Genomic DNA, 12,089 nt, shown 5'->3' with positions numbered 1-12,089 from the left:
GCCGGAAGCCCACAGAGTTAGGATGCCGTGTGACCTTCACCCACGGCTTCGCGGACAACAACGGCCTTCGCATGTATTACGAGGTCCACGGTGAGGCGGTGCCCGGCCGGCCGCCCCTGCTCCTCATCCCGGGCGGCGGCTCCACCATCGGAACCAACTTCAGCGAACTCATCCCGCTGCTCGCCGAACAGCGCCAGGTGATTGCCGTTGAAGAGGAGGGCCACGGCCGCACCCAGCCCACCAGCCGACCGCTCACTGCCGAGAACTCCGCCGGAGACATCCTCGCCGTCCTGGACCAGCTCGCCGTGGAAACTGTGGACGTGCTGGGCTTCAGCGCCGGCGGCCACACCGCCATCGCCCTGGCGCTGAGGCGGCCCGCCGCTGTCCGGCGCCTCATCGCGGCCTCCACCTTTGCGAGCCGCGACGCGGTGCCGGACGAGTTCTGGGACGGCATGGCGAACGCCACGCTCGATGACATGCCCGACACCTACAAGGACGCCGACCGTCTGCTCAACCCCGAACCCGGCCACCTCGAGCGGCTCTTCGAGCTGGACCACCGGCGTATCGCGGAGTTTCCCGGATGGTCCGACAGCGAACTGGGCACCATCACAGCCTCCACCCTGGTGGTGTCCGGCGATCGGGACATCGTCACCGCAGCGTATGCCGCTCAGATGGCCGGTGCCGTCCCCGGCGCACGCCTGCTGATCGTCCCCGGCGGCCACGGCGACTACCTCGGCGAGCAGGCCGCCAGCGGCGGGGATCTCCGCACGATGCACGCCACCGTCCCGTTACTGCTGCGGTTCCTCGACGGGTAAGGCTTAGCTCTGTCCCTGTTCTTCGCCGGCGGGATTGGCGAGCGTTATTTCGGTGTTGATGATGACGATGGAGCATTGGAATTGCGCGCTGCAGGTTCGCAGGTAGACCGAAGCCGCGGCGGCACCTTCGTTGAACGCCATCATATTTGGAATGACCCGTATGGTGACTGTTTGGGACTGCTTGGTGCAGCTGAGCTGATCGCTTCCGCCGCCGCCGGCGAGCCGTCCGTCGCTGACTCTTTGGGTAACTTGGACCACGGGTATTGCGATGATCAAGGCGGGGTCGGTGTCGCACACGAAGGTGACGGGAACATCCACCGCGGCGCCGTCGGCCACGAGGATTCCCGGCCCCGCGCTCACGAGCGTGGCGGGGGCTGCCTGCGCGGGGCTGGCTATGGTCACGAGGGTTGCTGCAAGAGCAGCGGCGAGGCAGCTTCTGGTGCCTAACATCAGGTTCTCCCTTGAATGGAAGCGTGGCGTCCTGCGTTCCGCATGGTCGGCCAGTGCGGTGACCGGGCGTCTTATATGTACGGGGCGTAGCCCCTGACGACAGCGCCGTTCCGGGGCCGCCTGATGCGGCTTAGAGTCCGGTTTGCCGTACATTACTCACGGCCTGCCTGCGTGACAATAGCCACTGCAAAGCGCGCCCGATGCCGTCGGCAACGCAAACGGACGACGGCGGGAGGTGCCGCCGTCGTCCGCTTTCCAGCAGTTCGTAGAATTAAACGGTGCGGGCCGGAAACGGCGGAGAACAACCTGGATTAGTGCGCTGGCCGTGTTGGGCGCATGGCTCCCGGGAGTCATACCAGTGGTTCAGGTGGCCCGCACCCGTGCTTTAGCTAGGCCGGGCCGCGCAGGCGTTCCATTTCGCGGCGGTCCTTTTTGGTGGGCCGCCCGGTTCCGCGGTCGCGTTGCGGAAGACCGAGTGCGGGCGCCACCGGCCTGGGCGGGGTGTGGTCGGTGAAGCAGTGTGCGGCCGCCTCGGCGCCCACGCGCTTGGCGATCAGCCGCCGGACCTCAAGGATCCGTTCGTAACCCGGCTGGCGGACCCGGACGGTGTCGCCCGGAACCAGCGATTGCGAGGCCTTGGCGGGGTTTCCGTTGAGCCGGACGTGCCCGGCCCGGCAGGCGGCAGTGGCCGCAGAGCGGGTCTTGTAGGCACGGATGGCCCACAGCCAGGCATCAATACGGACTGTGGCGGGGGCTGACGGAAGGCTGCTCATGACTGCAGCCGAGTATAGCGGGACGCGATCGTCCAGCGGCCGTCCAGCAGCAGGCGGGACCTACCCTTCACAATCCTTGCAGTACTTCATGCCGTCCTTCTCGCGGGCCAGCTGGCTGCGGTGGTGGACCAGGAAGCACGACATGCAGGTGAACTCGTCTTTCTGGACAGGGATGATCTGCACCAGGAGTTCCTCATGGGACAGGTCAGCTCCCGGGAGCTCGAAGGAGTCGGCCAGATCGGACTCGTCGACGTCGATCTGGGACGTTTGCGTGGCAGAGCGCTCGGGTTTGAGGACGTCGGCCGCTTCGTTTGACTCGTCCTCAGTGGACACCCTGGGCGCATCGTAGTCGGTTGCCATGTGCCGGTCTCTTCCTGGAGAAGACGAAGACGGCGTCTGCGTACCGTCTAAAGAAAACACATCTTAGCCACTCCGGCGGGAACATAAAAGGGCTTCCGGTGTGGCGCCAAACGCAAGCGGACGACGCCGGGAAGTCCCGTCGTCGTCCGCTTGCGGAGGGCGGAAGGCGGTCAGCTTTGGACCCGTTGCCGGTACTGCCGCGGGGTCTCGCCGGCGTCGTTGACGAAGTGCCGGTTGAAGTTGGACAGGTTGGAGAATCCGACTTCGTAGCAGATCTCGGAGATCGCCTTGTCGCTGCGCTCCAGCAGGCGCCGTGCGTGCGCCAGCCGAAGTTTGCGGACCAGGTCGCTGAAGTTCTGGCCGGTGGCGCGCTTGAAGTACTTCGAGAAGGTGGGCTCCGGCATTCCCACCAGCGCTGCGGCCTCGGACATCTTGACGTTTCCGGCGTGGTTGGTAAACACGTACTCCAGGATGATGTCCACCACGGCCGCGGCCTGGCCGTCCAGCTGCGGCCGGAACCACTCATCGGCAAGATACCGCCGCTCTTCCGCGGGCGCATGGGCAAGGACAGCAAACAGTTCAAAGAGGTGGTGTAGCCGTTCCAGCCCGGTGGAGGTGCCCATCGCCTCGATGGATGCGGCCGCCTTGCCCGCGGACCGGCCCAGGAACTCGATCCCGCGTGCGGACTGCTCCAGCAGGGGCCTGACCTCCGCCATCTCGGGGACCAACGCGGCGGCCTGTTCGACCCATTTTCCGTCGAACTGGATGACGGCATCCCGGTTCGCCAGCACTTCGCCGGGCTCAAGGTCGCTCACCCAGTCGTGCGGCAGACCGGAGCCGACCAGGGACACGTGGCCTGCCTCGAAGGTGCCGATGTGGTCTCCCACGATGAACTTCCCGGTGCCCTTCCGGATCAGGTGGATCTCGTACTCGGGATGGTAGTTCCACCGCGCCACGGGGCTGGGGTAGTCGTGCTGGTGCCACCGGACCGAGTGGTTGGGATCAGGCGGGATGACCTCCCTGTTGGCCCGCATCCCCAGCAGCCTTTCGGCCAGCCTGGCGGTGGCTCCGTCGGTGGGTTCGGCGGCACTCATGGTGGTTCTCCGTGGGATCCGTGGGTTATGAAAAATGGACAGCTCGCAGCAGCCTTTTCCTTAGGTTAGCCCCTGCCGGAGGCGAACAGCCGGGAACCGCCAGGAAAATAAGTATCAGAAACTGGCAACCAGGGCGCTAGTTGTGCGCTACCGCACACGCCTAAAGTTGAGGAACATCAGCGCGGCACCACGGATACCCGATGGCAGGCCCCGCCCCAGTCCGGTACCTCGACGCAGCAGTCGAAGTACAGCGGCTGTGCACCCCCTGAAGTACAAAGGAGTCCTTAATGCGCCCAAAAACTCGCGTTGCCGCTCTGGCAGCCGGCGCCCTGTGCGTCGCCCTGAGCGCCACAGCCTGTGCAGGTGCTGGCGGAGGCAACTCCGCCGGTGACCCGAACAGCATCAACGTCCTGATGGTGAACAACCCCCAGATGGAGGACCTGCAGCGGCTCACCGCGGAGAATTTCACCAAGGAGACCGGCGTCAAGGTCAACTACACGATCCTGCCGGAGAACGACGTCCGCGCCAAGATCAGCCAGGAATTCTCCAGCCAGGCCGGCCAGTACGATGTTGCCTCCCTGTCCAACTACGAGATCCCGTTCTATTCCGCCAACGGATGGCTCGCTCCACTGGACAACGTGGCCAAGGACGCCGGGTTTGACCAGGACGACATCCTGCCGGCCTACACGGCGTCCCTCACCGGCACCGACGGCAAGCTCTACGGCGAACCGTTCTACGGCGAATCGTCCTTCCTGATGTACCGGAAGGACATCCTGGACGCCAAGGGCCTGACCATGCCGGAGAAGCCCACCTGGGATGAGGTCGCGGACATCGCGGCAAAGGTGGACGGCGCAGCCCCCGGGATGAAGGGCATCTGCCTGCGCGGCCAGCCCGGCTGGGGCCAGGTCTTCGCGCCGCTGACCACCGTGGTGAACACCTTCGGCGGCACCTGGTTCGACAAGGACTGGAACGCCCAGGTCAACAGCCCGGAATTCACCGCAGCCACCGAGTTCTACACCAAGCTGGTCCGCGAACACGGTGAGGCAGGCGCCGCCCAGGCCGGATTCACCGAGTGCCTGAACAACATGAGCCAGAGCAAGGTGGCCATGTGGTACGACGCCACCTCCGCCGCCGGGGCGCTGGAAGCCGGGGCATCACCCGTCAAGGGGAAGATCGGCTACGCCCAGGCCCCCGTGAAGGAAACCAAGTCCTCCGGCTGGTTGTGGACCTGGTCCTGGGCCGTGCAGGCCGCCTCCAAGAAGCAGGATGCTGCCGGGAAGTTCATCGCCTGGGCCAGCTCCAAGGAGTATGAGGAACTCGTGGCGTCCAAGCTCGGCTGGGCGAAGGTCCCCTCCGGCAAGCGCATCTCCACCTACGAGAATGCCGAGTTCCAGAAGGCGGCCCCGTTCTTCAAGGCCGAACGCTTCGCCATTGAGAACGCCGACCCGAAGAACCCCGGCGCCCAGGAGCGGCCCGCCGTCGGCATCCAGTTCGTGGGCATTCCCGAGTTCGCTGCGCTAGGCACCAACGTCTCACAGGGTGTCAGTTCCGTCATCGCCGGCCAGGGATCCGTAGCGGACGCGCTGGCCAAGGGCCAGGAAGCCGCCCAAAAAATCGGCAATAAGTACAAGTAGCACCAACCAAACCGCAGGAGAATCCCATGACTACCGCAACGGCGCGTATCTCCCGATCGGGACACACCGCAGCCAAACCATCCAGGAACGCCAAGTCGCGTGATCGCGCCCTGGCCTGGGCACGGCGCGCGCCGCTGCTCCCGGCCCTGGTCTTCCTCATCATCGTCACCCAGCTCCCGTTCGTGGTGACGCTGATCATCTCGTTCCTGAACTGGAACAGCCTGAGCCCGGACAAGACGGCATTCGCCGGCCTGGAAAACTACGTCACGGTCCTCACCGACCCGGACCTGCGCCAGGCGATCTTCACCACCATCCTCCTTACCGTCGCCGTCGTCCTGGCGAGCCTGCTCATCGGCCTGGGCCTGGCGCTGCTGCTGGACAAGAAGTTCATCGGCCGCGGACTGGCACGCACCCTGCTGATCGCGCCGTTCCTGGTGGTCCCTGTGGCCGCCGCCCTCATCTGGAAGCATGCCCTCCTCAACCCCGCGTACGGGTTGATCAACGGCATCCTGACCTGGATCTGGTCCCTCTTCGGCAGCGTCACGCCGCCCCAGCTGGACCTGCTCTCCCAGGCACCCCTGATGGCGGTCATCGTCTCGCTGGTCTGGCAGTGGACCCCCTTCATGATGCTCATCCTGCTCGCAGGCCTGCAGTCACGTCCCATGGACACCGTGGAAGCGGCCCAGATGGACGGCGCCACGCCGTGGGCAATTTTCCGGCACCTCACGCTGCCGCACCTGCGCCAGTACCTGGAGCTGGGCGGCCTGCTCGGCGCGATCTACATCGTGCAGAACTTCGACGCCGTCTTCACCCTCACCGCAGGGGGACTGGGCACCGCCAACCTGCCCTACGCCATCTACCAGACGTTCTACTTCGCCAACGAATACGGCCTGGCATCAGCCGCCGGCGTCGTGGTGGTCATCGGCACCATCATCGTGGCGACCTTCGCACTCCGCACCGTATTCTCGCTCTTCAAGAAGGAGGCAGCTCGATGAGCACCCTCACCCCGGCCGCACCCAGTGAATCCCTTTCCGGGCCGACCGCCCTGAACGCCGGCCCGCGCCGGCGCGGCAAGACCCGGATGGACCCCACCCGCAACAGCACCGGCGCCGGCATTGCGGCCTGGCTCCTGGCGTTGCTCTTCGCGGCGCCCGTCGTGTGGATGATCCTCACGTCCTTCCACTCCGAAACGGACGCGGCCACCAACCCGCCGTCCATCGCCGCGAACCTCACCCTGGACGCCTACAAGGAGTTCTTCGGCGAAACCTCCGGCGTCAGCCCCTGGCCGTCGCTGATCAATTCCGCCACCGCCTCCATCCTGTCCACGGTCCTCGTCCTGGCCCTGGCCATCCCGGCTGCCTACGCCCTGTCCATCCGGCCGGTGAAGAAGTGGACCGACGTGATGTTCTTCTTCCTCTCCACGAAGATGATGCCCGTGGTGGCTGCGATCCTGCCGCTTTACCTCTTCGCCCGGACCGTCGGAGCCCTGGACAACATCTGGTTCCTGATCCTGATGTACACCTCCATGAACCTGCCCATCGCGGTGTGGATGATGCGCTCGTTCCTGGCCGAGGTGCCAGAGGAAATGCTGGAAGCCGCCCAGATCGACGGCGCGGGCCTCCTCCTCATCCTGCGCAAGATCATCGCCCCCGTCGCGATGCCCGGCATCGCCGCGACCGCCCTGATCTGCTTCATCTTCAGCTGGAACGAACTGCTCCTGGCCCGGGTCCTCACCGGCGTGGTGGCGGGCACCGCCCCGGTCTTCCTGACCGGCTTCGTCTCCGGCCAGGGCCTCTTCCTCGCCAAGGTCTGCGCCGCCGCCGTCGTCATTTCGCTCCCGGTGCTGTTCGCCGGCTTTGCCGCCCAGGACAAGCTCGTCCAGGGTCTCTCCCTCGGCGCCGTGAAATAGCCCGCTGTCCCTTCGATTCCCAGAGGATTACCCAGATGACAACACCAACCGCCCAGTCCAGCACCCACGCGCACGCCGACCTGCCTGCCACCATGCGCGCCGCCGTCCTGAAGCGCCAGGGCGACATGGCCCTGGAGACCCTGCCCGTCCCGCAGCTCGACGCCGACCAGGTCCTGGTCCAGGTGGCCGCCGTCGGTGTCTGCGGCAGCGACGTCCACTACTACGAGCACGGGCGGATCGGCGACTACGTGGTGGACCACCCGCTGGTCCTGGGCCACGAGCTCTCCGGCCGGATCGCCGCCGTCGGAAGCTCCGTGGACGCTGCCCGCATCGGCCAGCGGGTCGCCGTCGAACCCCAGCGCCCGTGCCGCACCTGCAAGCAGTGCAAGGCCGGCAGGTACAACCTGTGCCCGGACATCGAGTTCTACGCCACGCCACCGATCGATGGCGCCTTCGCCGAGTACGTAACCATCCAGAGCGACTTCGCGTACGACATCCCGGACAGCGTCAGCGACGAAGCGGCCGCCCTCATCGAACCGCTCTCCGTGGGGCTCTGGGCCTGTGAGCGCGCCGAGATCAAGCCCGGCAGCCGGGTGCTGATCGCCGGAGCCGGCCCCATCGGCATCATCGCCGCGCAGGCGGCCCGCGCCTTCGGTGCCGCCGAAATCTACATCTCGGACATTGCCGAGGACCGTCTGGCCTTCGCCCTGGAACACGGCGCCACGCACGCGGTCAACGCGAGGGCCGACAGCGTGGAGGGGCTCGACGTCGATGCGTTCATTGACGCTTCCGGCGCGCCCCAGGCTGTCCGTTCCGGCATCAAAGCTGTGGGACCGGCCGGGAGGGTCATCCTCGTGGGGCTCGGGGCGGACGACGTCGAGCTCCCCGTTTCGTACATCCAGAACCGGGAGATCTGGCTCTCCGGCGTGTTCCGTTACACGAACACCTGGCCGCTGGCCATCCAGCTGATTGCCGACGGAAAAGTGGACCTGGACATTCTGGTCACCGGCAGGTTCGCCCTCGCTGACTCCGAGGAGGCGCTCAAGGCCGGCAAGCAGCCCGGGCAGCTCAAAGCCATGGTCTACCCGGGCCGGTGACCATGATCACCGTCATTGGCGAGTCCCTCGTCGATATCATCAACGATCCGCACCGCGCCGCCTCCACCCAGGCAGGGCCAACCCGGGCGGGCTCCACCCGGGCGGGGCAAACCCGGGCGGGTTCCCCGCAGGAGCACCCGGGCGGGAGCCCCCTCAACGTGGCGGTGGGGGTTGCGCGGCTGGGCCCGGCGACGAACCTCGTGACGCACTACGCCGATGACCGGTACGGGCTCATGATCGAAGAGCACCTGGAGTCCAACGGCATCACAGTGATCAGGGGCGGCAGCGCACCCACCTCAACGGCGACCGCCACGCTCAATCCCGGCGGCGCCGCAACGTACGCCTTCGACGTCAGCTGGGACATCAACGGCGCGTCCCTTCCGGCCCTGGCCGCCGTCGAGGGTTCCATCCACGTCCATACGGGGTCGATTGCTGCCGCGCTCGCGCCGGGGGACCACGCCACGCTTACCCTGGTGAAGGCGGCCCGGGAGCACGCGACCGTCAGCTACGACCCCAATTGCCGGCCGGGGCTCAGCCCCGATGCGGCGGCGGCGCGCACGCAGGCGGAACTCTTCGTGGCGGCCAGTGACGTGGTCAAGGCCAGCGATGAGGACCTGGCCTGGCTCTATCCGGAGAGGACGCCGGAGGAGTCGATGGCAGCGTGGCTGGAGCTTGGGCCGGCCCTCGTGGCCCTGACCCGTGGCGCGGACGGGCCGGTGGTCATGACCCGGCGCGGCCGCGTGGAAATGGCCGCCGAACCCGTCACCGTGGCGGACACCGTCGGGGCCGGAGACTCCTTCATGGCCGGCCTGATCGGCGGGCTGGCCCGGCTGGACGCGCTGGGAGCCGCCGCGCGATCCAGACTGGCTGACCTGGATCCGGGGGAGCTGCACGCCCTGGCCGCGTATGCCAACAGGGCCGCCGCCATCACCTGTTCACGCCCGGGTGCCAACCCGCCCACATTAGCCGAACTGGGTTCCTTGACCGGGTCCCTCACTGCATCGGAAGGTTAGACAATGCCTGCACTCGAGCCCGGCGTCCTTGCCGGACTGCCTGATTCCCTGGCGGTACCCTCCTACGACCGTTCCGGCCTGACCGCCGGCATCGTCCACTTCGGCGTGGGCGGATTCCACCGCGCTCACCAGGCCATGTACCTGGACCGGCTGATGAACGCCGGACAGGCCCACGACTGGTCCATCTGCGGGGTGGGCGTCCTGCCCGGCGATGCCCGGATGAAGCAGGTGATGGACAGCCAGGACTGCCTGTACACCCTGGTGGTGAAGCACCCCGACGGAACCCGGGAAGGCCGCGTCATCGGCTCGATCATCGAGTACCTCTTCGCGCCCGACGATCCCGAAGCCGTCATCGAGAAAATGGCGTCCGACGCCGTCCGGATTGTGTCGCTAACAGACACCGAGGGCGGCTACAACTTCCACCATGTCACGGGCGACTTCGACGCCGGCAACCCCGACGTTGTCCACGACCTCCAACCCGGAGCTGCACCGAGGACGACCTTCGGACTCGTCACCGAAGAGCTCGCCAGCATGGTGGACCGCATCACCCCCGTAACCCCCGACGCCGACCGTGAGGCAATCGCCGAGGAATTCGACGTCGAGGACGCGTGGCCCGTGGTGTGTGAACCGTTCGAACGGTGGGGTCCTTGAGGTCCACTTCAGCCTCGGCCGGCCGGCGTTCGAAGACGCCGGCGTCCAGCTTCTCGAGGACGTCGAACAATACGAACTGATGAAGCTGCGCCTGCTCAACGCCAGCCACCAGGGCATGTGCTACTTCGGCTACCTCGCAGGCTACCGCTACGCCCACGAGGTGGCCCAGGACAGTTTGTTCGCGCAATTCCTGCTGGATTACATGGACAAGGAAGCCACTCCGGCGCTCCAGCCCGTCCCCGGCATCGACCTTGACGCCTACAAGCGGACTCTCATTGAGCGGTTCTCCAACGAGCATGTGCGGGACACCCTGGCCAGGCTATGCGCGGAAAGTCCGGACCGGATCCCCAAATGGCTGGTCCCGGTGATCCGCATTAACCTCGAAAAGGGCGGGGAGGTCCGCCGGGCCGCGGCGATCGCTGCCAGCTGGGCCCGGTATGACGAGGGAACCGACGAACAGGGAAACCCCATCGACGTTGTCGACCGGTTGAAAGAGCCTCTCATGGCGGCCGCCGCCGGGCAGCGCGATGAACCGCTCGCGTTTATCTCCAACCGTGAAGTCTTCGGCGATTTGGTGGACAACCCTGTCGTTGTCACCTACCTCCGGGCACTGGGCGATCTCCACCGCGCCGGTGCCCGGGGAACGCTGGAATCCCTGCGGTCCCGTTCGTAGGTCAACGCAAACGGACGACGGCGGGAGGTCCCGCCGTCGTCATCACGTTCGTGGTGGAATGAAGCCAGAACATTGAATATTCAACAAACTATGGACTTTGGCATCTCAACCTTCGGCTCAGCACTGCTGTCACTGTGCTGTCCGCGCAGGACCTCGGCCGGCGAGTGGGTTCAGAAGGCGTCGGCCTCCGAATTGAGATCCCGGTCGCGGGTTTCCGGAGCGAAGAATCCGGCCACCCAGCCGATCGCGGCGTAGATCATCAGGATGCCGGCGACCGGGATCCAGCCCGGCCCGGTAGCAGCAACGACGGCGGCGGCCATAATGGGCCCCAGCCCGCCGGAAAGGACGGCGCCAATCTCCTTGACTGTCGTCATGAAGGAGAAGCGGCGCTTGGACCCGAACATCTCCACCAACCAAGTGGACTCCACGCCGTACATGTTAGGCAGCGGACCGCCGACGAAGATGACGAAGACGAGGGCCACCAGCACGGGGTTCCGGGTTTCAATCATCAGCATCGCGGGGATGGTGAAGGCGAACTGGAAGCCGGAGAGCCAGAGCCAGACCCTGCGCCGGCCGAACCGGTCCGTGAGCTTGCCGGTCAGCAGAACTGTGGCGACGCCCAGGATCGAGCCGAGCGTCACGCCGGTCGTGACCAGGTTGGCGTCCATTTTCACCACTGACACCGTCCAGCCGATAAGGAAGCCCTTGACGAGGTAGACCGAGCCGTTCTCACCGAGCTTAATGCCCAGTGAGACCAGGAATGACTTCTTGGCGTCCGCCGCGTCACGCCAGACGCTTTGCTGCCTGGTCTCGGCGCGCGCCGCCTCGCGCCGGGCCTTGACCGACTCGAAGACCGGCGATTCGCTGATGCTGCGCCGCAGGTACAGCGCCACCAGGGTGGTGCCCACGCTCAGTAGGAAGGGAATGCGCCACCCCCAGGCAAGGAATTCTTCCTTCGGCATCTGCGATAGCAGCAGCCACAGGCCGCTGGCCAGAAGCACACCGGTCGCTGTCCCCAGTGCCACCACAGCGCCGTAGAAACCGCGTTTGCCGATGGGGGCGGATTCAACCAGCAGCAGCGAGGCCCCGGACAATTCGGCGCCCGCACCGAAGCCCTGGATGAGCCGCAGAAGCACGAGGAGGATGGGGGCGACAATGCCGATCTGGGCGAAAGTGGGGAGCAGACCCATCCCCAGGGTGGCGATCCCCATCATCCCGACGGTAATGACCAGAACAGTTTTCCGCCCGTACTTGTCCCCGAGATAGCCGAAGTAGATCCCGCCCAGAGGCCTGACAAGGAACCCGGAACCGAAGGCGGCAAAGCTGGCCATCAGTGCCATGGCCGGGTCTGTGTTGGGGAAGAAGAGCGGTCCGAAGACCAGCGCTGCGGCCAGCGTGTAGAGCGTGAAATCCATGTACTCCAAGGCAGAGCCCAGGAAAGATGAGACCGAGGTGCGGCGCAGTTCGGCCGGTGACACTTCCGGATGCAGGGCAGTGCCCTGAGTGCTCGCCTCGGCGTATTTCAGGTTTGGGTTTTCAGTGACCACGGAGTTTCTCCTCGTGACGAGCCTGCACGCAGGCTCGGCCGTAACGTCGTTGTTCGGATGGTGGTGCAAGGTG

Annotated in this window: 11 protein-coding genes and 1 pseudogene; 7 read left to right on the top strand and 5 right to left on the bottom strand. The window is 66.0% G+C overall.

Annotated features, from left to right (window positions below; translation table 11 throughout):
- Window positions 1–29: 29 nt before the first annotated feature.
- Window positions 30–815 (top strand): alpha/beta fold hydrolase, encoded by a 786-nt coding sequence (locus AC1MDG_RS18445; protein ID WP_479805845.1) that lies wholly within the window; start codon window positions 30–32, stop codon window positions 813–815.
- 3 nt (window positions 816–818) lie between these two features.
- Here the strand turns inward: AC1MDG_RS18445 and AC1MDG_RS18440 are convergent, their stop codons facing one another.
- From AC1MDG_RS18440 to AC1MDG_RS18425, 4 genes are all read right to left on the bottom strand, one after another.
- Window positions 819–1,265: a hypothetical protein gene (locus AC1MDG_RS18440; protein ID WP_479805843.1), complete on the bottom strand. Its 447-nt coding sequence runs from the start codon at window positions 1,263–1,265 to the stop codon at window positions 819–821.
- A gap of 389 nt (window positions 1,266–1,654) precedes the next feature.
- Entirely contained in the window at window positions 1,655–2,038 is a 384-nt protein-coding gene (locus tag AC1MDG_RS18435; RefSeq protein ID WP_011693407.1) for an RNA-binding S4 domain-containing protein, read from the bottom strand.
- A gap of 60 nt (window positions 2,039–2,098) precedes the next feature.
- Complete coding sequence (locus AC1MDG_RS18430; protein ID WP_043484261.1) at window positions 2,099–2,398, bottom strand: DUF4193 domain-containing protein; 300 nt, start codon at window positions 2,396–2,398, stop codon at window positions 2,099–2,101.
- Between the two features lie 170 nt (window positions 2,399–2,568).
- Window positions 2,569–3,492, bottom strand: a complete 924-nt coding sequence (locus AC1MDG_RS18425; protein WP_479805840.1) for an AraC family transcriptional regulator — start codon at window positions 3,490–3,492, stop codon at window positions 2,569–2,571.
- A 287-nt stretch (window positions 3,493–3,779) separates the two neighbouring features.
- Between AC1MDG_RS18425 and AC1MDG_RS18420 the strand changes: the two genes are divergently transcribed.
- The 6 genes and pseudogenes from AC1MDG_RS18420 to AC1MDG_RS18395 all read left to right on the top strand — a co-directional run bounded on the left by AC1MDG_RS18420 (window position 3,780) and on the right by AC1MDG_RS18395 (window position 10,469).
- Window positions 3,780–5,126 carry an ABC transporter substrate-binding protein gene (locus AC1MDG_RS18420; RefSeq protein ID WP_479805839.1) on the top strand — a complete coding sequence of 449 codons (1,347 nt, stop codon included), beginning with the start codon at window positions 3,780–3,782 and terminating at the stop codon, window positions 5,124–5,126.
- A gap of 26 nt (window positions 5,127–5,152) precedes the next feature.
- A complete protein-coding gene (locus tag AC1MDG_RS18415) occupies window positions 5,153–6,121 on the top strand; it encodes a carbohydrate ABC transporter permease (RefSeq protein ID WP_479805837.1) in 969 nt (322 codons plus the stop codon).
- Entirely contained in the window at window positions 6,118–7,035 is a 918-nt protein-coding gene (locus AC1MDG_RS18410; protein WP_043484256.1) for a carbohydrate ABC transporter permease, read from the top strand. Before AC1MDG_RS18415 ends, AC1MDG_RS18410 begins: the two co-directional genes overlap by 4 nt.
- A gap of 35 nt (window positions 7,036–7,070) precedes the next feature.
- Window positions 7,071–8,132 carry an NAD(P)-dependent alcohol dehydrogenase gene (locus AC1MDG_RS18405; protein ID WP_479805835.1) on the top strand — a complete coding sequence of 354 codons (1,062 nt, stop codon included), beginning with the start codon at window positions 7,071–7,073 and terminating at the stop codon, window positions 8,130–8,132.
- A gap of 2 nt (window positions 8,133–8,134) precedes the next feature.
- Complete coding sequence (locus tag AC1MDG_RS18400) at window positions 8,135–9,145, top strand: carbohydrate kinase family protein (protein WP_479805833.1); 1,011 nt, start codon at window positions 8,135–8,137, stop codon at window positions 9,143–9,145.
- 3 nt (window positions 9,146–9,148) lie between these two features.
- Window positions 9,149–10,469 (top strand): annotated as a pseudogene (locus AC1MDG_RS18395) (mannitol dehydrogenase family protein).
- A gap of 170 nt (window positions 10,470–10,639) precedes the next feature.
- Here the strand turns inward: AC1MDG_RS18395 and AC1MDG_RS18390 are convergent.
- A complete protein-coding gene (locus AC1MDG_RS18390; RefSeq protein WP_479805832.1) occupies window positions 10,640–12,016 on the bottom strand; it encodes an MFS transporter in 1,377 nt (458 codons plus the stop codon).
- Window positions 12,017–12,089: the final 73 nt, after the last annotated feature.

Source organism: Arthrobacter sp. AIWTK1 (assembly GCF_056680535.1).
The sequence above is the reverse complement of the archived record's forward strand: the minus strand, read 5'-3'. Positions and strand labels throughout refer to the sequence as shown.

Bases quoted from the DNA above. Each gene is read 5' to 3' on its own strand.
- AC1MDG_RS18440 (WP_479805843.1), bottom strand. From the start codon at position 1,265: ATGTTAGGCACCAGAAGCTGCCTCGCCGCTGCTCTTGCAGCAACCCTC.
- AC1MDG_RS18435 (WP_011693407.1), bottom strand. From the start codon at position 2,038: ATGAGCAGCCTTCCGTCAGCCCCCGCCACAGTCCGTATTGATGCCTGG.
- AC1MDG_RS18430 (WP_043484261.1), bottom strand. From the start codon at position 2,398: ATGGCAACCGACTACGATGCGCCCAGGGTGTCCACTGAGGACGAGTCA.
- AC1MDG_RS18425 (WP_479805840.1), bottom strand. From the start codon at position 3,492: ATGAGTGCCGCCGAACCCACCGACGGAGCCACCGCCAGGCTGGCCGAA.
- AC1MDG_RS18420 (WP_479805839.1), top strand. From the start codon at position 3,780: ATGCGCCCAAAAACTCGCGTTGCCGCTCTGGCAGCCGGCGCCCTGTGC.
- AC1MDG_RS18415 (WP_479805837.1), top strand. From the start codon at position 5,153: ATGACTACCGCAACGGCGCGTATCTCCCGATCGGGACACACCGCAGCC.
- AC1MDG_RS18410 (WP_043484256.1), top strand. From the start codon at position 6,118: ATGAGCACCCTCACCCCGGCCGCACCCAGTGAATCCCTTTCCGGGCCG.
- AC1MDG_RS18405 (WP_479805835.1), top strand. From the start codon at position 7,071: ATGACAACACCAACCGCCCAGTCCAGCACCCACGCGCACGCCGACCTG.
- AC1MDG_RS18400 (WP_479805833.1), top strand. From the start codon at position 8,135: ATGATCACCGTCATTGGCGAGTCCCTCGTCGATATCATCAACGATCCG.